General features: G+C 71.8%; 16 protein-coding genes and 1 other RNA gene. 7 read left to right on the top strand and 10 right to left on the bottom strand.

Translation table 11 applies throughout. The features are described from left to right. Positions 1–73: 73 nt before the first annotated feature. Together MMB17_RS01490 and MMB17_RS01485 are read right to left on the bottom strand one after the other, a co-directional pair. Positions 74–2,161: a hypothetical protein gene (locus MMB17_RS01490; RefSeq protein ID WP_241100820.1), complete on the bottom strand. Its 2,088-nt coding sequence runs from the start codon at positions 2,159–2,161 to the stop codon at positions 74–76. 143 nt (positions 2,162–2,304) lie between these two features. After that, positions 2,305–3,015, bottom strand: coding sequence for a uroporphyrinogen-III synthase (locus tag MMB17_RS01485; protein WP_238312698.1), 711 nt, complete (start codon positions 3,013–3,015; stop codon positions 2,305–2,307). A gap of 121 nt (positions 3,016–3,136) precedes the next feature. On the opposite strand from MMB17_RS01485, the gene tsaD reads away from it, so the two are divergent. Together tsaD and MMB17_RS01475 are read left to right on the top strand one after the other, a co-directional pair. Continuing rightward, the gene (tsaD, locus tag MMB17_RS01480) at positions 3,137–4,186 is read left to right on the top strand and encodes a tRNA (adenosine(37)-N6)-threonylcarbamoyltransferase complex transferase subunit TsaD (protein ID WP_241100819.1); all 1,050 of its coding nucleotides are present in this window, start codon (positions 3,137–3,139) and stop codon (positions 4,184–4,186) included. Between the two features lie 65 nt (positions 4,187–4,251). Further along, positions 4,252–5,145 (top strand): GNAT family N-acetyltransferase, encoded by an 894-nt coding sequence (locus MMB17_RS01475; protein ID WP_241102091.1) that lies wholly within the window; start codon positions 4,252–4,254, stop codon positions 5,143–5,145. 57 nt (positions 5,146–5,202) lie between these two features. On the opposite strand, the gene MMB17_RS01470 is transcribed toward MMB17_RS01475, so the two are convergent. After that, entirely contained in the window at positions 5,203–6,678 is a 1,476-nt protein-coding gene (locus tag MMB17_RS01470; RefSeq protein WP_241100818.1) for a methyl-accepting chemotaxis protein, read from the bottom strand. A gap of 366 nt (positions 6,679–7,044) precedes the next feature. Between MMB17_RS01470 and MMB17_RS01465 the strand changes: the two genes are divergently transcribed. From MMB17_RS01465 to MMB17_RS01455, 3 genes are all read left to right on the top strand, one after another. Continuing rightward, entirely contained in the window at positions 7,045–8,049 is a 1,005-nt protein-coding gene (locus MMB17_RS01465) for an NAD(P)H-dependent glycerol-3-phosphate dehydrogenase (protein WP_241100817.1), read from the top strand. Further along, positions 8,046–8,516 carry a hypothetical protein gene (locus MMB17_RS01460; RefSeq protein ID WP_241100816.1) on the top strand — a complete coding sequence of 157 codons (471 nt, stop codon included), beginning with the start codon at positions 8,046–8,048 and terminating at the stop codon, positions 8,514–8,516. Before MMB17_RS01465 ends, MMB17_RS01460 begins: the two co-directional genes overlap by 4 nt. 275 nt (positions 8,517–8,791) lie before the next feature. Beyond that, positions 8,792–10,408, top strand: coding sequence for a phosphoenolpyruvate carboxykinase (locus MMB17_RS01455; protein WP_238312559.1), 1,617 nt, complete (start codon positions 8,792–8,794; stop codon positions 10,406–10,408). Positions 10,409–10,483: 75 nt separating this feature from the next. On the opposite strand, the gene MMB17_RS01450 is transcribed toward MMB17_RS01455, so the two are convergent. The 4 genes from MMB17_RS01450 to MMB17_RS01435 form a co-directional block, all read right to left on the bottom strand. Further along, a complete protein-coding gene (locus tag MMB17_RS01450) occupies positions 10,484–10,807 on the bottom strand; it encodes a YbaB/EbfC family nucleoid-associated protein (RefSeq protein ID WP_238312558.1) in 324 nt (107 codons plus the stop codon). Between the two features lie 216 nt (positions 10,808–11,023). Further along, positions 11,024–12,847 carry a DNA polymerase III subunit gamma/tau gene (locus tag MMB17_RS01445; RefSeq protein ID WP_241100815.1) on the bottom strand — a complete coding sequence of 608 codons (1,824 nt, stop codon included), beginning with the start codon at positions 12,845–12,847 and terminating at the stop codon, positions 11,024–11,026. A gap of 59 nt (positions 12,848–12,906) precedes the next feature. Further along, positions 12,907–13,003, bottom strand: an RNA gene (gene ffs / locus MMB17_RS01440) — signal recognition particle sRNA small type. Positions 13,004–13,136: 133 nt separating this feature from the next. After that, a complete protein-coding gene (locus MMB17_RS01435) occupies positions 13,137–13,400 on the bottom strand; it encodes a PepSY domain-containing protein (RefSeq protein ID WP_241100814.1) in 264 nt (87 codons plus the stop codon). A gap of 172 nt (positions 13,401–13,572) precedes the next feature. On the opposite strand from MMB17_RS01435, the gene MMB17_RS01430 reads away from it, so the two are divergent. Further along, a complete protein-coding gene (locus tag MMB17_RS01430; protein ID WP_241100813.1) occupies positions 13,573–15,111 on the top strand; it encodes a YifB family Mg chelatase-like AAA ATPase in 1,539 nt (512 codons plus the stop codon). A gap of 69 nt (positions 15,112–15,180) precedes the next feature. Further along, positions 15,181–16,122, top strand: a complete 942-nt coding sequence (locus tag MMB17_RS01425) for a metal ABC transporter substrate-binding protein (protein ID WP_420847391.1) — start codon at positions 15,181–15,183, stop codon at positions 16,120–16,122. 8 nt (positions 16,123–16,130) lie between these two features. Here MMB17_RS01425 and moaD read toward each other — a convergent pair whose 3' ends face one another. From moaD to uvrC, 3 genes are read right to left on the bottom strand one after another with little or no spacing between them, the layout of a single operon-like run. Further along, positions 16,131–16,382: a molybdopterin converting factor subunit 1 gene (gene moaD, locus MMB17_RS01420; RefSeq protein ID WP_238312554.1), complete on the bottom strand. Its 252-nt coding sequence runs from the start codon at positions 16,380–16,382 to the stop codon at positions 16,131–16,133. An 11-nt stretch (positions 16,383–16,393) separates the two neighbouring features. Continuing rightward, positions 16,394–16,993 carry a CDP-diacylglycerol--glycerol-3-phosphate 3-phosphatidyltransferase gene (gene pgsA / locus MMB17_RS01415; RefSeq protein WP_241100812.1) on the bottom strand — a complete coding sequence of 200 codons (600 nt, stop codon included), beginning with the start codon at positions 16,991–16,993 and terminating at the stop codon, positions 16,394–16,396. 59 nt (positions 16,994–17,052) lie between these two features. After that, entirely contained in the window at positions 17,053–19,104 is a 2,052-nt protein-coding gene (gene uvrC / locus MMB17_RS01410) for an excinuclease ABC subunit UvrC (protein WP_241100811.1), read from the bottom strand. Between the last annotated feature and the right edge of the window lie 52 nt (positions 19,105–19,156).

The following is a 19,156-nucleotide window of genomic DNA, read 5'->3' as shown; positions in this document are numbered from 1 at the left end:
GGCGTCGCAACGCCTTCGCGAAAACGATGGCCGCCGGGGAGGGCGGCGATGAGCGTCCGGCCTTCCGCCATGGTCAGCGGCCGGCACCCGGCGCGGACAGGCCCTTGAAGGCATCGGCCAGGACCGCCTGCGCGGCGGCATCCGCGGCGGCCCGCGCCTTGAGACGGCTGCCGACATCGCCGGCCTGAGCCTGCTCGTCCTGCGGCAAGGCCTGGAATGCCTTCGCGGCCTCGGCGATGCGGCCGCGGTCGAGGGCCGCTTGCACGGCCTCGACGCTGCCGGCGGCGTCGCCGCTGCCGCTCGCATCGGAGGGCGTGCCCACCCGGCGGACCTGCACCAGGGATTCCGCCATGCTGAACAGGCGGTCGCCGACGCTGCCGGTCTCCGCGACGCTGCGCGCCTTGGCGGCCTTGCGGGCCGCGGTGATCTTGTCGGCCACCGGCCGGAAGGCGTCGGCCAGCGCGGCCGCGGTCGGAGCGCCGCTTTCGGCGAAGGGCGCGAGCGGCTCGAGGGCGGCCCCGTTGCCGGCATCGTTCCCGCGCAGCGTCCCGAGGGCGTCCGCATAGGGGGCGCCGGTGGAGAGCGCGCTCACGATCCGGTCGGCGGCGACCACCCGGAGGGCGGCCTGGACGGTCGCGGCCTTCGCACTGTCGTCGACGGTGCGGCCGAGGGCGGCGAGCTTCTCGGATTGCTCCTGAAGCCGGCGGTCGAGACCCTTCAGGTTCTCCTCGGCCTGGGTCTTGCCGGCTTCGGCCGTCTGCCGGATGGCTCGGGTGACGGACTGGATCGCGTTGCTCGCAGACTTCATCTGCTCGTCGACGCTCTGCTCCAGGCTGTCGAGGCGCTGGCCGAGGGACTTGTCGGCCTCGGCATTGGCCTTGATCCGGGCGTCGAGATCGCTCGGGTTCGGGCCGCCATTCTCCAGGCGCCCTTCGAGGGTCTTGAGGCGGGTGTCGAGCGCCGCGATCTGCCCGGCCGCCTCGCCGCTCTGGGCGGTGCCGAGCTTCGAATCGGCGGGCTGGTCCCTGCCCGGCTCCTCCTGAAGCGCGGAGACGCGCTGGTCGAGGGCATCGAGCCGGGCCACGAGGTCGGCCGGGGCGGCGGGGGCGGCCTCGCCCGCGGCGGGCGCCGGGGCCGAACCGGCCTTCTTCAGGGCCTCGTCCGCCTTCTCCGTCGCGCTCTTGGCGGCCGCGACCGCCTCCGGCACGGCCTTCAGAGCCTGTTCGTTGGCGCCGACGCGCTTGCCCAGGGCCGCGAGCTGGTCGGCGGGGGCCAGGGTGGCGAGCCGCTGGTCGATCCCGTCGAGGCGGGAGGTCTGCCCCTGCGGGGCGAGGAGGCCGGTCTGGGCCGCACCGAACAGGAGCCCCGCGCCGATCACGCCGCCGAGCAGGCCCGCCGCGGCGATCGAGCCGAAGCCCGCGCCGCCCTTGGAGGCCGCCGGGGCTGCCGCGGCTGCGGTCGGCTTCTCGGAGGGCTTGTCCGCCGGCTTGTCGGCCGTCTTCTGCCCCGTCTTCGCGGCCTCGGCCGGATCGGGGATGTGCTTGGCCTTGAGGTCGATGATCGGTCCGTCGGTGATCGCCTCGCCGGTCCGGTCCTTCGCCGCGCCGGGCGTGGGGCCGCCAGGCGTCGCCTTCGCGGCCTCGGGGCCGGAGGCGGGCTTGGCCGAGGCGCCGCCGATGGGGGGCACCGCGCTGCTGCCGGTCGCGCCCGCCTTCACGGGGCCCTCGGGCTTCGCCGGCTCGCTCGTGCCGGGCTTGGCCGAGGGCGGAACGGCGCTGCTGCCGGTGGAGCCTGCCTTGGCCGGTTCCTCGACCTTGGCGCCGCCGAGGGCGGAGGCCGTCTTCACCGGCTCGACCGGCTCTTTCGCGGCCGGCGCGGGCTTGCCCGCCTCCGGGACCGCCGGGGAGGACGCTGCGGGAGAGGACGCGGCCGGGCCGCCGCTGCCGAGGGCGCTGCTGCCGGCGGCGCCGGGCTTGGCCGGGCTCGACGGCTTGGCCGCCTCGGCGCTGGGCTTGGCGGGTTCGGAGGACGCGATCGCGCTGCTGCCGGTGGCACCGGCCTTGCTGGGCGCAACCGGCTTGTTGGCCTCGGGCTTCTGCGTCTCGGACTTGGTCTCGGGCTTTCCGCCGGACTTCGAACCGTCGTTGCTGGGCGTGGTCACCGACCTGTCGTCCTTCTCCCAGGCTGCCGCCCCTGGCCGGTCCGAGGACCCGCCGACGCGCACGCCGATCCCGCAGCCCCAAGGGGGCCGCCTGATGAAACACCCGTCGCGCCGCCGGCCCCGGCGAGACCGGAACGCGGCCCTCAGCGCGCCTGCGCGAGGCCGGCGAGGAGCGTGTCCTCGTCCGGCCGCGCTGCCACGAAATGGGCCGCGACCCCCCTCTCGACCAGAGGCACGGCCACGTCGGCCGACAGGCAGAAGTGCCGGAGCGCCCGATAGCGCGCCTCGGCGCCCGCGGCTACCGCAAGCTTCGTCGCCGTCTCGGCGCTGCGCCGGGAATAGTGAAGCACGCCGTCGAGTCCACCCTCTTCGCCCCCGAGCGCGGCGAGAACCGTTGCCGGCAAGCGATCGACGGCGCGGGCCGCGTAAGCCGTCCAGACGGCGACGCGGAAACCCGCCGCGGCGAGGGTGGCGCCGGGCTCCGCCTTGCGGTCGGCCCCGGCCGGGTGCAGCAGCCGCGCGCCGGGGGGGCAGGTCCGCCCCACCAGGGCGGCGAGGGCCTGCGCGTCCCCGTCCGCGCTCACGACCTCCGCGAAGCCGGCCCTGCGCGCCGCCTCCGCGGTGCGGCGGCCGACGGCGAAGACCGGGAGGGCCGCCGTCGCGCCGAGGGCGGCGAGGGGCTCGGCCGCGCTCGCGCTCGTCAGCAGCACCGCGTCGAAGGGGCCTTCCGGCGGCCTCTCCCCGGTCGGGGCGACCCGCATCACGGGTGCGATCAGCGGGCGATGGCCGAGCTCCGTCAGGCGCGCGGCGGTGCGCGACGCGCCGGGTTCCGGCCGGGCCACCCAGATGCGCATGCCGCCCTCCGCGCCGCCGCGGGCCCTGTCGCCCCCGCGCGAAAAGCCGTAAACCGGGGCCGCGCCGGCCGGCAATCCCGGAGCCGGCGCGTCCGGATTCCAAGTCAGGGTTTCGCGCGTCATGAAGATCCTCGGCATCGAGACCACCTGCGACGAGACCGCCGCAGCGATCGTCTCGCCGGGGGAGGGGGAGAAGGCCCCCGGCCTCATCCTCGCCAACGAGGTGCTGAGCCAGATCGCCGAGCACGCGGCCTATGGCGGCGTGGTGCCGGAGATCGCCGCCCGCGCCCATGTCGAGGTGCTCGACCGGCTGATCGCCCGCGCCCTCGACAGGGCGGGCACGCGCCTGTCCGATCTCGACGGCATCGCCGTCGCGGCCGGGCCGGGGCTGATCGGCGGCGTGCTGATCGGGCTGGTGACGGCCAAGACGCTCGCCCTCGTCACGCGCAAGCCCCTGCTCGCGGTCAATCATCTGGAGGCGCATGCGCTGACCCCGCGCCTCACCGACGGCATCGCCTTCCCCTACCTCCTGCTCCTGGCCTCGGGCGGCCATACCCAGCTTGTCGCGGTGAAGGGGGTGGGCGACTATGTCCGCCTCGGCACCACCATCGACGACGCCATCGGCGAGGCCTTCGACAAGGTCGCCAAGCTCCTGGGCCTCGGCTATCCCGGCGGCCCCGAGGTCGAGCGCCTCGCCGAGAGCGGCAACCCGGAGCGCTTCGCCCTGCCGCGGCCGATGATCGGGCGGCGCGAGGCGAACTTTTCCCTCTCCGGGCTGAAGACCGCCCTGCGGATCGAGGCGGAGAGGCTCACGCCGCTCGCAAGCGCCGACGTGGCCGATCTCTGCGCGAGCTTCCAGGCCGCGGTGGTCGACGTGGTGGTCGACCGCGTCCGCGTGGCCCTGCGCGGTTTCGGCGCCGTCGCCGGGCATCCGACCGCCCTGGTCGCGGCGGGGGGCGTGGCGGCCAACGGCGCCGTGCGCCGGGCGCTCGCGGCCCAGGCCGGCGAGGTCGGGCTCGACTTCGTGGCGCCGCCCCTGAATCTCTGCGGCGACAACGGCGCCATGATCGCCTGGGCCGGCCTGGAGCGCCTGCGCCTCGGCCTGGTCGACGACATCACGGCGCCCGCCCGGGCCCGCTGGCCTCTGGCCGCGCCGCAGGCCGCGGCTTGAAGCAGCGGCCGCGCTACCGCTACGGCCGCGGCAACCTGCCCGACCTGCGCCTGCCCGACCTGCGCCTGCCCGAGCCGGAGCCGCCGGCGCCGGGAACCGAGGCGGAGCGCCGGGCGCGCTGGCGCGACCTCGTCGACCGGCGCCTGCCGGAGGCGGCCCGCGCGCGCCCGGACTGGCCGGTGCGCCTCGACCATTGCTTCGCGCGCATCCTCCTCGACAATGCCTGCGGCGCCCCCTGGCGCGAGAGCGTGGCGCCCCCGGCCTGGGCCAACATGCCGGAGGACCGGCTCGCTTTGGCGCTGGAGCTCGGCGAGGCGGTGCTCGAAGGGCGGGCGGATCTCCGGCTCCTGAACGACCGCTCCCTGGCCTGGCGCCACAAGCGGCCCCTGCCCGCCGCGCCGGAGGTCCTGCGCGCGGGAGATCTGATCCTGCGGCGCTGGCGGCGCGCGGACGACGAGGCCTTCGCCGCGCTCAATGCCGATCCGGCGGTGATGCGCTTCTTCCCGGCCCTGCGCGGCCGGGACGAGAGCGTGGCGGAGGCGCGCGCCCTCGATCGCCGCTTCGAGGCGGACGGGTTCGGCCCCTGGGCGGTCGAGATCGCGGGCGCGCTGCCCTTCGCCGGGTTCGTCGGCGGGATGCGGGTGATGCGGGCCATGCCCTTCGCCGGCGGCGCCCGGCCGGGCGACACGGTGGAGATCGGCTGGCGGCTCGCCCGGGACGCCTGGGGGCGCGGCCTCGCGACGCGGGGGGCCCGGCTCGCCCTGGCCGATCTGCGCGAACGCTGCGGCATCGCCGCCGTCGTCGCCTACACCGCGGAGGGCAACCAGCCCTCGCGGGCCGTGATGGAGCGCCTCGGCATGCAGCGCGCCCCGGAGGAGGATTTCGACCATCCGGCCCTGGCGCCGGATTCGTCCCTGAGCCGGCACGTGCTCTACAGGCTCACCCTCGCACCCGCCTGACGAAACGGGCGCCCGGCTCGCGCCGGACGCCCGTTCGTGCCGAGACGTCGCGTCGGTTCAGGCGATGGCGCGGGCCGATTGCGCGACCTTCTTCACGGATTCGTCGACCGCGCCCGCCGCCCGGGCGATGCCCCCCATATTCGTGCGCACGGTGTCGACGTTGCGTGCCGCGATCTGCATGTTGCTCGAGATCTCCTGGGTCACGGCCGCCTGCTCGGTGACCGCGGAGGAGACGCTCATCGAGATCTCGCTCAGACTGCCGATGGTCGCCGCGATGGCCTCGATCGCGCTCACCGCCTGGCCGGTCGATTCCTGCACGGCGGAGATCTGCTTGCCGATATCCTCGGTCGCGCGGGACGACTGGCCCGCCAGCGCCTTCACCTCCGAGGCGACGACGGCGAAGCCGCGGCCGGCTTGGCCGGCGCGGGCGGCCTCGATCGTGGCATTGAGGGCGAGAAGGTTGGTCTGATCGGCGATCGAGCGGATCACCGAGATCACCTCGCCGATGCGCTCCGCCGCGGAGGTCAGGCTGGAGACGATGGCGCCGGCCTGCTCGGCCTTCATCACGGCCTCGTCCGAGACGTTCTTGGCTTGGCTGGCGTGGCGGCTCAGTTCGGAGATCGAGGCTGCGAATTCCTCCGTGCCGGCGGCAACCGCCTGCACGTTGTCCGAGGCGGTGGAGACCGCCTCCACCGCCTCGACCGCCTGGCGGCTCACATCCGTCATGGCCAGGGTGATCTCGCCGAGATCGACCTCGATCGCGCGCTGGCCTTCGGCCCGGCGGAGGCGGTCGGCGACGCGCTGGGTCACGTCGCTGCAGAACTTCACGACGGCGCAGGGCTTGCCGTCCTCGTCGAACACCGGATTGTACGAGCCGTAGATCCAGACCTCGCGGCCGTCCTTGCCGAAGCGCTTGAACTCGCCGCTGTGGTAACTGCCGCTTCCCAGGGTCTGCCAGAACGCGGCATAGGCGGCGCTCTCGCGCTCGGCCTGCGTCACGAAGATGCTGTGGTGCCGGCCCCGGATCTCTTCGAGGCTGTAGCCCACCGTCTTGAGGAAATTCTCGTTCGCGTCGGTGATGGTGCCGTCGAGGGCGAAGTGGATCACCGCCTGCGACCGGTTGATCGCTGCGATCTGCGCCTCGTGGGCGGCGTTCCCCAGCTTCTGCGCCGTGATGTCGACGGCGATCTTCACGATCTTCGCCGTCCGGCCCCTGGCATCGAGCACGGGATTATAGGAGGCCTGCATCCAGATGGTGCGGCCGTCCTTACCGATGCGGCGAAACTCCCGCGACTGGACCTCGCCCGCCTTCAGGCTCGTCCAGAAGGCGCGATAGCCCTCGCTCTCGCGCTCGGCCGGCGGCACGAACATGCTGTGGTGGCGGCCTACGATCTCGTCGAGACCGTAGCCCACGAGCTTCAGGAAATTCTCGTTGGCCGAGAGCACCTCGCCGTCCCGCGAGAAGCTGATGCGGGCCTGCGACCGATCGATCGCGCGCAGGACCGCGTCGTGGTCCGAATTGAAGAATACCACCGGCGCCCCCATTTCTCGCACTCAATGGTGCGCAATCGGTCTTGATTTAGATTGTTTATTTTTTTGTAAACGACCGAAAAATTCAGAACCGGCGAGCTGAATCGGAATGTGTGATTGTTGTCACTGAACTCAGCCGAAACGATGAATCAGTGCTGATGCAACCGGTCGGCCCGATGAACTAAACCAATATATGTCGTATCTCGCTAACATTTGGGGCGCTCCGAGCGGCCGCACACGAACGATACATGCGGAAACGCGCGGTGATTCTCGGGCGCTCCGGCCCGCAGGCCGCGCGGAACGCTCTGGCCGGCCGGCGCCCCTTACGCGAAAAGGGGGTCGATCGCGTCAGGGAGTTTCGGGATGGCGATGTCGGGTGAAGCCGCGAACCGGGTGGCGGTGATCGGCGGCGGCGCATGGGGGACGGCGCTGGCCAACGCTGCCGCGGCGGCGGGCCGCGACGTGATCCTGTGGCTGCGCGACCCGGAGGCCGCCGCGACGATGGCGCGGACGCGGGTGAACCAACGTTACCTGCCCGGCGTGACGCTCCGCGACGGCGTGCGGCCGACCGCGGCGGAGGGCGATCTCGCGACGGCGGGGACGGTGCTGTCGGTGGTGCCGGCCCAGACCCTGCGGAGCGTCCTCGGACGCCTGGGGGGCGCCCTGCGGGAAGATGCGCCGCTCGTGCTCTGCGCCAAGGGGATCGAGCGCGGCTCCGACGCTTTCATGAGCGCCGTCGCCGCGGAGGCCCTGGGGCCGGGCCGCCGGATCGCCGTCCTGTCGGGGCCGAGTTTCGCCTCCGACGTCGCCCGGGGCCTGCCGACCGCGGTGACGCTCGCGGCCGAGGACGGGGCGCTGGCCGCGCGGCTCGCGGGCCTGCTCTCCGGGCCGAGCTTCCGGCTCTACCACACGGACGACGTGCGCGGGGTCGAGATCGGCGGCGCCGGCAAGAACGTGCTCGCCATCGCCTCGGGGATCGTCGCCGGGCGTGCCCTCGGCGAGAGCGCCCGGGCTGCCCTGATCGCCCGGGCCTTCGCCGAACTGATGCGCTTCGCCCGCGCCTATGGCGGCCGCCCGGAGACGCTGATGGGATTGTCCGGCCTCGGCGATCTCGTGCTCACCGCCTCCTCGCCGCAATCGCGCAACTTCGCCTTCGGCGAGCGGCTCGGCCGCGGCGCCTCGCCGGAGGAGGCCGCGGGCGGCAAGCTCGCGGAGGGCGCCTTCACCGCCGCGGCCCTGGTCGGCCTCGCCCGTGCCCGGGACGTCGAGATGCCGGTGGCCGAGGCCGTCGCCGCCATCGTCACGGGCGCGGCGGGCGTCGACGACGTGATCGCCCGCCTGCTGGCGCGTCCCCTCAAGGGAGAGTTCGAATGAGCCCGGGTCCGATCCACGCCTTCCTCTCGGGATCCGGCAAGGACGGCAGCGGGCGCCGCCTCGCCGACGTGCTCGCCTTCGACGATGCGCGGATCGAGGGCGTGCACGACTTCATCCAGTGGTGCTTCCCGCTGCCCGAGGCGAGCCGGGCGGTGCCCGGCGCCCCCGTGCTGGGAGCGGAGGAGGCGGAGGCGATCCGCGCCGATCCGCAGGCCCTGGCCGGGCTCGACGCCGCCCTGGAGCGGATGACGCGCTTCTATCGCGACACGCAGGGCTGGCTGCGCGCCTACGACCACAATCACCTGCGCATCACGCGGATCCTCGCCGCCACCCGCGCGCTGGCCGGCCTTCAGCGGGCGCAGCGATTCCATGTGTTCGTGACCGAGCGGAACCGCGAGGCGGGCGCTCCCGTCAATCATGAGAGCCTGGATTTCTGGCGGAGGACCCTCGACGCTCCTCAAAACTAATTTTCGACCCTGGGTCGATGGATGATGTGAAATTTTGTTCAGGTGACAGACAGCGACGCTCGTCCAAAAATTCTACCTCGATTGGGTTCGGCGCGATCGGATCTCCGTCCAAAGTTCGGTTGACGGCTAAGGTCGGTCCGATATCCCGGTTGTGGCGATGAGGCGGTGAACCTGCGCGCGGCGGTCCTGAACGACCGCGCGGACGCCTCTATCGAACGAGACCGACGCCGGGAGCGGCGGCCGGCCGGCGCGATCAGGGGCCCAGGAGAGCGAACGTGACCAATACCGGCGAATTCAACCAGGGCCACGGGGCCGAGGCCTCCGGGCTGCGCCATCTCAAGGCCGTGCACTGGAACCTGGAGGCGCCGCGCCTCTACGAGGAGGCCCTGCGCCGCGGCGAGGCGGAGCTCGCCCAGGGCGGCGCGCTGGTTGCCACCACGGGGAGCCATACCGGCCGCTCGCCCAAGGACAAGTACGTCGTGCGCGACGCGTCCACCGAGAACGAGATCTGGTGGGAGAACAACGGCGCGATCACGCCGGCGCAGTTCGCGGTGCTCCATCGAGACTTCCTCGCCCATGCCGAGGGCAGGGAGCTGTTCGCGCAGGATCTCTACGGCGGCGCCGATCCGGCCCACCGCGTGAAGGCACGCGTCTTCACCGAATTCGCCTGGCACTCCCTCTTCATCCGCAACCTGCTGATCCGGCCGGCGCGCGAGGAGATCGCGGGTTACGTGCCCGAGCTGACGATCATCGACCTGCCGAGCTTCGAGGCGGATCCGGCCCGGCACGGCTGCCGCACCAAGACCGTGATCGCCATCGACTTCTCGAAGAAGATCGTCCTGATCGGGGGCACCGCCTATGCCGGCGAGATGAAGAAGTCGGTCTTCACCTACCTCAACTACATCCTGCCCGGGGCGGGCGTGATGCCGATGCACTGCTCGGCCAATGCCGCCCTCGACGCGGCCGGCGACTCGGCCCTGTTCTTCGGCCTCTCCGGCACCGGCAAGACCACGCTCTCGAACGATTCCTCGCGCCAGCTGATCGGCGACGACGAGCATGGCTGGAGCCCGGAGGGCATCTTCAACTTCGAGGGCGGCTGCTACGCCAAGACCATCCGCCTGTCGCGCAACGCGGAGCCCGAGATCTACGCCACCACCGAGCGCTTCGGCACGGTGATGGAGAACGTGGTGATCGATCCGATGACGCGCCGCCCGGATTTCGACGATGCCTCGCGCACGGAGAACACCCGCTGCGCCTATCCGCTCGACTTCATCGCCAATGCGAGCGCGACCGGCCGGGCCGGGCACCCGAAGAACATCGTGATGCTGACCTGCGACGCCTTCGGCGTGATGCCGCCGATCGCCAAGCTCACCGGCGCCGAGGCGATGTACCACTTCATTTCCGGCTACACCGCCAAGGTCGCCGGGACGGAGCGGGGGCTGACGGGGCCGGAGGCGACCTTCTCCACCTGCTTCGGCGCGCCCTTCATGCCGCGCCATCCCAGCACCTACGGCAACCTACTGCGGGCGCTGATCGCCAAGCACGACGTCGATTGCTGGCTCGTCAACACCGGCTGGACCGGGGGCGGGGTCGGCACCGGCCGGCGCATGCCGATCCGCGTGACCCGGCGGCTGCTCGCCGCCGCCCTCGACGGCTCCCTGTCGAAGGCCGAGTTCCGCCGGGACCCGTATTTCGGCTTCGCGGTGCCGGTCGCGGTGCCGGGCGTCGAGCCGCACATCCTCTCCCCGGTCAAGACCTGGGCCAACAAGGCCGCCTTCGCGGAGACGGCGGAACGCCTCGTCGGCATGTTCCGCGACAACTTCAAGCGCTTCGAGAGCCATGTCGATGCCGACGTGAAGGCGGCCGAGCCGGCCACCTCCATCGCGGCGTAAGACGCCTTCGGTCGACCTGTCCGAGGACGGCGGCGGGGCCTCTCGCCGCCGTTTCCGTTCCGTGCTCCCGGAGGATCAGAAGGGCAGCTTCATGCCGGGCGGCAGGGGCAGGCCCTTGGTGAGCTCGGCCATCTTCTCCTGGGCGGTCGCCTCCGCCTTGGCGCGGGCGTCGTTCACGGCGGCGACGATCAGATCCTCGAGGATCTCGCGCTCGTCCGGGTTCATCAGGGAGGGGTCGAGGGTGATGCCCTTGAGCTGCCCCTTGGCGGTCATCCGCACCGCGACGGCCCCGCCGCCGGAGCTGCCGGCCACCTCCACATGGTCGAGCTCGCTCTGAAGCGAGGCCATCTTCTCCTGCATGGCCTGGGCCTGCTTCATGATGCCCATGATGTCGCGCATGTCGTGACCGCTCCGGTGCTGTCGTGGGCGCTTCCCGGGACGAGACGCCGGCCGGCGTCGGGAAGCGCGTCGCAGAAAAGGTTCTTGCCGCGGACGGGGCCGCCGCGGCTCGCAGGGGATCCCGATCCCTCACATGACCGCAGGGCTGCCCGAATCCAAGACGCGGCCGGATCGTTGCCGAAACGCGCGGACCAGAGACACCGCGTCGGAATGCCCCTACGCGTCGTCCTCCTCGGGGGGCGATCCGTCGGACAGGGCGCCGAGATCCGGCTCCGCGGGCTCGTCGGCCACCTTCTCGCGCACGTCGACGATCTGAGCGCCGGGAAAGCGGGTGAGGACCTCGCGGACGAGGGGATGGGCAGCGGCGTTCTGGTGCCGCGTCTCCTGTGCGCTGCGCGCCCGGGATTCGAGCGTCGGCGCCCCCTCTTCCTTGGAGAGGGCGACGATCCAGCGCCGCCCGGTCCAGGCGTCGAGGGCCCGGGCGAGGTCGTTGGCCAGGGTCTGGCGGCCGCCGGGGGCGAGGCGGAACTCGACGCGCCCATCCTCGAAGCGGACGAGATGGCAATCCCGCTCCAGCGCCGTCCGCAGCCCGATATCCCGGTGCTGGTCGGCCAGGGCGACGAGGTCCTCGAACCGGCGGATCTGCGGTCCGGCGGGCTCCGGCGCCCGCTGGGCCGGTTCGGCCACGGCCCGCGGCGCCGCGCTGGTGGCGACCAGGGCCGGCCGGGGCGGCACGTCCATCCGCGGCGGCATGACCGCGATGGGCTCCTCGCGGGGGGCGGCCGCGACGGGGGCCGGCGCGGGCGCGCTCAGGGCCTCGCCCTTCAGGCGCCGCAGCGTCTCGTCGGGCGTCGGCAGGTCCGCGGCATAGGCGAGGCGCACCAGCGCCATCTCCGCCGCGGCGAGGGGCCGGCTCGCCATCTGCGCCTCGGGGACCGCCTTGAGCAGGATCTGCCAGGCCCGCGACAGCACCCGCACCGAGAGCTTGCCCGCGAAGGCGGCCCCGCGGGTGCGCTCGGCCTCGCTCAGGGTCGGGTCCGCGGCGGCCTCCGCCGGCACCAGCTTCAGGCGTGTGACGAGATGGGTGAAGCCGGCGAGATCCGAGAGCACCACCGCCGGATCGGCCCCGGCATCGTATTGCGCGCGCAGCTCCGCGAAGGCGGCGGGCACGTCGCCCTTCATCACCGCCTCGAACAGGTCGACGATGCGGGCGCGGTCGGCGAGGCCGAGCATGTCGCGCACCCCCGCCGCGGTGACGGCGCCTGCGCCGTGGGCGATCGCCTGATCGAGCAGGGAGAGGGCATCGCGCACCGAGCCCTCGGCCGCGCGGGTCAGGGCCGCGAGCGCCTCGTCCTCGATCGCGACGCTTTCCGCCGCGCAGATCTTGCGCAGATGGGCGGAGAGCGTGTCCGCCTCGACGCGGCGCAGGTCGAAGCGCTGGCAGCGCGAGAGGATGGTGACGGGGACCTTGCGGATCTCGGTCGTGGCGAACACGAACTTGGCGTGGGGCGGCGGCTCCTCCAGCGTCTTCAGGAAGGCGTTGAACGCCTTCTCCGAGAGCATGTGGACCTCGTCCACGATGTAGACCTTGTAGCGGGCCGAGACCGGTGCGTAGCGGATGCCGTCGATGATGGCGCGCACGTCGTCGATGCCGGTATGCGAGGCGGCATCCATCTCCAGCACGTCCATGTGCCGGGATTCCATGATCGCCTGGCAGTGCAGCCCGAGCTCGGGCATGGCGATGGTCGGTCCGCTGTCGGGCGCGCCCGCGCGGACATAGTTCAGGCCGCGGGCCAGGATGCGGGCCGTGGTGGTCTTGCCGACCCCGCGCACGCCGGTGAGCATCCAGGCCTGGGGGATCCGGTTGGCCCGGAAGGCGTTCGCCAGGGTGCGCACCATGGCGCCCTGGCCGATCAGATCGTCGAAGGTCTGCGGCCGGTACTTGCGGGCGAGCACCCGATAGGGTGTCGGCGCCGCAGCGGGAGCCGGCATGCCGGGAAGACCCGGCTCGTCGATCAGCGTGCCGCGAGTCTCGTCCATGCCGGCTCGGATGTCGGGTGGAGGCGCCGCTTCAGGCGGCCGCTCGCTGCAAGGCGAGAGGTGGGAGGCTGGACAAAGACCCGCTCGGTCTCGTTAGGGCTGCTTCCTTCCGGACCTGACCCGGTTGGCGAGTGAAACGTCCCTCGCCAACCTCCCGCGCCGTATATGGCCGCAGCCGCGCGGCGATGCAAGCGGGGCGTTGGCCCGGTTGCCGGGTCCGCATCCGCCGCTCGTCCTCCGCGCCCAAAAGCGGCGGGATCTCGGCCTCGCGCCGCTGAGCGCCGGCGGCCTATTCGGCCTTGCGCTTCACGATGGCCATGGTGTTCGGGTCGATCTTCAGGTCGACCTTCTTGCCCGAGCCGTCGATCGCGTCGTCCACCTCGATCATGCCGTCGTCGAGTTCGACCTCGTCCCACTTGGTGAAGCCTTCCTGCTTCAGCAGCGCCTCGACCTTGGCCTGCTGGTCCGGCGGAAGCTTCTGGTCGGCGAGGGCCGGACCGCCCGCGGCCAGCGCGAGGCCGAGAACCGCGAGGGCGAGGGGGCGCAAGGTCATGGTCGATCTCCTCTACGATAGAACTGGCGGGCGAACGGCCATCGCGACTTCCGGTTCCAGTTGCACTGCCGAGGCGCCGGCTTGGGAAAAGCCCGCGCTTGGCCGCCATCCCCTGTGACAGGCGGCCCGGCCCCGCTTAACCTTTGTTGGGAAGGCGGGAATCGTTCGGCACATGGTCACGCGGGTCGCGACGGTCGCGTTCGAGGGGATCGAGGCACGGGCGGTCGACGTCCAGGTCCAGATCGCGCCCGGCGCCGTCGCCTTCACCGTGGTCGGTCTGCCCGACAAGGCGGTGGCCGAGTCGCGGGAGCGCGTGCGCTCCGCCCTGATCGCCTCGGGGCTGGCGCTGCCGGCCAAGCGCATCACCGTCAACCTGGCTCCGGCCGACCTGCCGAAGGAGGGCTCGCATTACGACCTGCCCATCGCGCTGGCCGTCATGGGCGCCATCGGCGCGCTGCCGGCGGATGCGCTCGCGGGCTACTGCGTTCTCGGCGAACTCGCCCTCGACGGGACGATGACGGCGGTGGCCGGGGTGCTGCCGGCGGCCATGGCGGCCAACGAGAGGGGACTCGGTCTGATCTGCCCGGCCGCGACCGGCCCGGAGGCGGCCTGGGCCGCCGGGGACATGGATGTTCTGGCGCCGCGCTCGCTCATCCAGCTCGCCAACCATTTCAAGGGCAGCCAGGTGATGGCGCGGCCCGAGCCCGCGGTCGCCTCGCTCGACGGTCCGATGCCGGACCTGCGCGACATCAAGGGCCAGGAAGGCGCCAAGCGCGCCCTGGAGATCGCCGCGGCCGGCGGCCACAACCTGCTGATGAACGGGCCGCCGGGGGCCGGAAAGTCGATGCTCGCCGCGCGGCTGCCCTCGATCCTGCCGCCGCTCGGGCCGCGGGAGCTGCTCGAAGTCTCGATGATCCAGTCGGTGGCGGGCATCCTGAAGGGCGGCGCCCTCTCGAACCGCCGTCCCTTCCGCCAGCCGCACCATTCCGCCTCGATGGCGGCCCTGGTCGGCGGCGGGCTGAACGCGCGGCCGGGCGAGGTCTCCCTCGCCCATGGCGGCGTGCTCTTCCTCGACGAATTGCCCGAGTTCACGCCGCAGGTGCTCGATTCCCTGCGCCAGCCCATGGAGACGGGCGAGGTGATGATCGCCCGCGCGAATCATCGCGTCACCTATCCGGCCCGCTTCCAGCTGGTGGCGGCGATGAATCCCTGCCGCTGCGGGCAGGCGCTGGAGCCCGGCTATGCCTGCCGGCGCGGGCCGAACGAGCGCTGCATGGCGCAATACGGCGCCCGCATCTCCGGGCCGCTCCTCGACCGGATCGACCTCGTCCTCGAGGTCGGGGCGGTGACCGCCGCCGATCTCATCCTGCCGCCGCCGGCGGAGGGCTCGGCCGAGGTCGCCGCCCGGGTCGCCGCGGCACGCCGGCGCCAGGGCGAGCGCTATGCCGGGCGCGGCCTGCCGGCCGCCGTCACCAATGCGAGCTGCCCCGCGACCCTGATCGAGGAGGTCGCCCGGCCCGATGCGGAGGGAACGGCTCTGATCCGGCAGGCGGCGGAGACGATGCGCCTCTCCGCCCGGGGCTTCCACCGGACGCTGCGCGTCGCGCGCACGCTGGCCGATCTGGACGGCGAGGCCGAGGTGCGCCGCCTGCACCTGGCCGAGGCCCTGTCCTACCGATCGCGTGGGGACAAGCCGGCCGCCGCGGCCTGACCGCTTCCCGCGTCCCCTGGAGGCCGCTACACGCTCGCCCTCCCCACTGGCGCGGAGATTCCCTTGCCGATTCGTTCCCTCACCGCACTGGCCGCGTCCCTGGCCCTGTTCGCGGCCCTGCTCGCGCCGGCCGCGGCCCAGGACAAGCCGAAAGCCGTGGCGACCTTCTCGATCCTCGGCGACCTCGTGTCCCAGGTCGGCGGAGACCATGTCAGCGTGCGCAGCCTCGTCGGCCCGGATGCCGACGCCCATGGCTACAACCCGACGCCGGAGGATGCGCGGGCGCTCGCCGGGGCGGCCATCGTCTTCGCCAACGGCCTCGGCTTCGAGGGCTGGATCGAGCGCCTGATCAAGGCCTCCGGCACCAAGGCGCCCGTGGTCACCGCCTCGGACGGCATCCGGACGCTGCCCGCCAATCCCGAGCACGACCATGGCTATGAGCCGGGTCACGATCACGGGCACGACCATGGCGGGGAGGCGCATGCGGATCCGCATGCCTGGCAGAATGTGGCCAATGTGAAGGTCTATGTGGCGCGCATCCGCGATGGCCTCGCCAAGGCCGATCCCGCCCATGCCGCCGATTATGCGGCGAATGCGACGGCCTATCTCGCGAAGCTCGACGCCCTCGATGCCGAGATCCGCGCGGCGGTGGCGGCGATCCCGGCCACGCAGCGCCGGATCATCACGACGCACGATTCCTTCGGCTATTTCAGCGAGGCCTACGGCCTGCGCTTCATCGCGCCCCAGGGCATCTCGACGGACAGCGAGGCGAGCCCGCGGGACGTCGCCCGCATCGTGCGCCAGGTGCGGCAGGAGAAGATCCCGGCGGTGTTCCTGGAGAACGTGGCCGATCCGCGCCTGATGGAGCAGATCGCCCGCGAGAGCGGCGCCCGGATCGGCGGCCGGATCTATTCCGACGCCCTGTCGACGAAGGACGGCCCGGCGCCGACCTATCTCGACATGATGCGCGCCAACCTGAAGGCCTTCCGCGAGGCCCTCGGACAGAGCTGAACGGGGAGTCAGCCGCCCGTCATCGGCGGGAAGAACGCGATCTCGCCCGCCCCGGCGATGGGGCTGTCGGGCTTGGCGTGCACCCGGTCGATGGCGGCGCGGATCACGGCCTCGTTCTCGAAGGCGTAGGCGTATTCCTCGCCCCGGCTTTTCAGCCAGGCCACCAGATCGGCGACGGTGCGGGTTTCCGGCGGCGGCTCGACCGTCTCGTCCGGACGGCCGATGCGCTCGCGCACCCAGGCGAAATAGACGAGCTTCATCGCAAAAGGTCTCAGCGCCGGTCGTCGATGACGTGCTTGATGCCCGCCCTCATGTAGTCCCAGCCGGTGTACAGCGTGAGGGCCGCGGCGATCCACAGCAGGACCAGCCCGGCGACCGTGGTGCCGGGCAGGATCGTCTCGCCCGCCGGCCCGGCCACCAGGAAGCCCAGGGCGAGGAGCTGCACGGTGGTCTTCCACTTGGCGACCTTGCTCACCGGCACGCCGACCTTCAGCTCGGCGAGATATTCGCGGAGGCCGGAGACCAGCACCTCCCGGCACAGGATCACGATCGCCGCCCAGAGGGAGAACCCGGAGATGGTGTGGTCCGCCGCCAGCATCAGCAGGCAGGCGGAGACCAGGAGCTTGTCGGCGATCGGATCGAGCATGCGGCCGAGGGCCGAGCTCTGGGCGTAGGCCCGGGCGATGTAGCCGTCGAGATAGTCGGTGACGCCGGCCGCCACGAAGACCGCGAAGGCGGCGAAGCGCAGGCGCACGTCGTCGGGCCAGAACAACAGGGCCGCCAGCACCGGCACGGCGGCGACGCGCCCGTAGGTGAGGCAATTCGCGACCGTCCAGGCCTGCGAGCGGGGTCGGGGAAGGACGGCGTTCATCGCTGGGGTGAAATCATGGGCGGAAAGGAGCGTCAACAGCGGCGTTGACCGGGCTGCGCTCAGTTCCCGGCATGGAAGTGGTCGTACACGGCACGCGCGGTGGCCGCATTGACGCCGGGCGTCTTGGCGAGGTCCTCCAGCGCCGCCCGCTGGATCGCCTTCACCGTCCCGAAATGATGGAGCAGCGCGCGCTTGCGGGAAGGCCCGATGCCGGCGATCTCGTCGAGGGGGTTCCTCACCATCTCGCGCTTGCGCTTGGCCCGGTGCGTGCCGATGGCGAAGCGGTGGGCCTCGTCTCGCAGCCGCTGCACGAAATAGAGGGTCGGGTCCCGCGGCGGCAGCTTGAAGGGGGCCTTGCCCGGCACGAAGAAGGTCTCGCGCCCGGCATCGCGGTCGCGTCCCTTGGCGATTCCGACGAGGGGCACGTCGTTCACCCCGATCTCGGCGAGCGCCGTGCGGGCCGCCTCGACCTGTCCCTTGCCGCCGTCGATCAGGACGAGGTCGGGCCAGGCGGGGAAGGCGTCGGGATCCTCCGGCTCCGCCGGAGCCGGGAGGGCGGCGGCTTCGAGGGCGCCCTCAGCCGCTTCGAGGCCCGCCCGCGGCGCCTCCTTGACTAAGCGCTTGAAACGACGGGTGAGAACCTCGCGCATCATCCCGAAATCGTCCCCCGGCACCAACTCCTCCGACTTGATGTTGAAGGTGCGGTAATGCGTCTTCATGAAGCCCGAGGGGCCGGCGACGATCATCCCGCCGACCGCGTTCGTACCCATGATGTGGGAGTTGTCGTAGACCTCGATGCGGCGCGGGGCCTTGTCGAGGCCGAAGGACTGGCCCAGGGCCACGAGCAGCTTGCCCTGTGAGGCGGTGTCGGCGAGGCGCCGGCCCAGCGCCTCCTTGGCGTTGCGCTGGGCGTAGTCGACGAGCGCCTTGCGCTCGCCCCGCTGCGGCCTGTGGATCTCGACGCGATGCTCGACCCGCATGGACAGGGCGGCGGCAACGAGCTCCGCATCCTCGATGGCGTGGCTGACGAGCACGGTGCGGGGCGCCGGCTTGTCGTCGTAGAACTGGCCGATGAAGGAGGCGAGCACCTCGTCGGGGCTCATGGTCCGGTCGGCCTTCGGGAAATAGGCCCGGTTGCCCCAGTTCTGGTAGTTCCGGAAGAAGAACACCTCGATGCAGAACTGGCCGGCCTGCTCGTCGAGGGCGAAGACGTCGGCCTCCTCGACCCCTTGCGTGTTCACGCCCTGGGTACCCTGGATCGCGGAGAGCGCCGCGATGCGGTCGCGGAAGCGGGCTGCGCGCTCGAATTCCAGCGCCTCGGCCGCGTTCTCCATCTCCTCGCGCATGCGGTCCTTCACCGCGTTCGACTTGCCCGAGAGGAAGCCCCGGGCGCTTTCGGCGAGCCCGGCATAATCCTCCAGGGAGATCTCCCCGGTGCAGGGGCCGGAACAGCGCTTGATCTGGTAGAGCAGGCAGGGCCGCGTGCGATTCTCGTAGTAGCTGTCGGAGCAGGTGCGCAGCAGGAAGGCGCGCTGCAGGGCGTTCACCGTGCGATTGACCGCCCAGACGCTTGCGAACGGGCCGTAATAGTTGCCCTTGCGGCGGCGGGCGCCGCGATGCTTCACGATCTGGGGCGCGTCCCCGTCCGCGGTGAGCAGGATGTAGGGGAACGACTTGTCGTCCCGCATCAGCACGTTGAAGCGTGGCTTGAGCTGCTTGATGAGGTTGGCCTCGAGCAGCAGCGCTTCCGTCTCGGTCGCCGTGGTGACGAATTCCATCGCCGCCGTCTGGGCGATCATCCGGGCGATCCGGTTCACGTGCCCGGTGCCGCGGGTATAGGAGGCGACGCGCGCCTTCAGGTTCTTGGCCTTGCCGACGTAGAGCACGTCGCCCTTGGTGTCGAACATCCGGTAGACGCCGGGGGAGGGCGGCAGCGTCGACCAGAACCGCCGGATCACCTCCGTGCCGGCCTTGACCGCGCCGGGCTCGAAATCGAAGTCGATCTCGGGCGCCTCGTCGAGGGCAGGAGCCTCCTGCTCCTCGTCGTCCCGCTCGTCGAAATTCTCCGGCGGGACGTCTCCGTGGGCGGATCGGGGCGCAACGCGGCTCATGCCGCCGATGTAAGGCTCGGCGAATCCGCTTGGAAGAGCCTGTCGCTCCGCG

The sequence above is a fragment of the Methylobacterium organophilum genome (assembly GCF_022533465.1).
In the GTDB taxonomy this organism is placed as follows: Bacteria; Pseudomonadota; Alphaproteobacteria; order Rhizobiales; family Beijerinckiaceae; genus Methylobacterium; species Methylobacterium organophilum.
The sequence above is the reverse complement of the archived record's forward strand: the minus strand, read 5'-3'. Positions and strand labels throughout refer to the sequence as shown.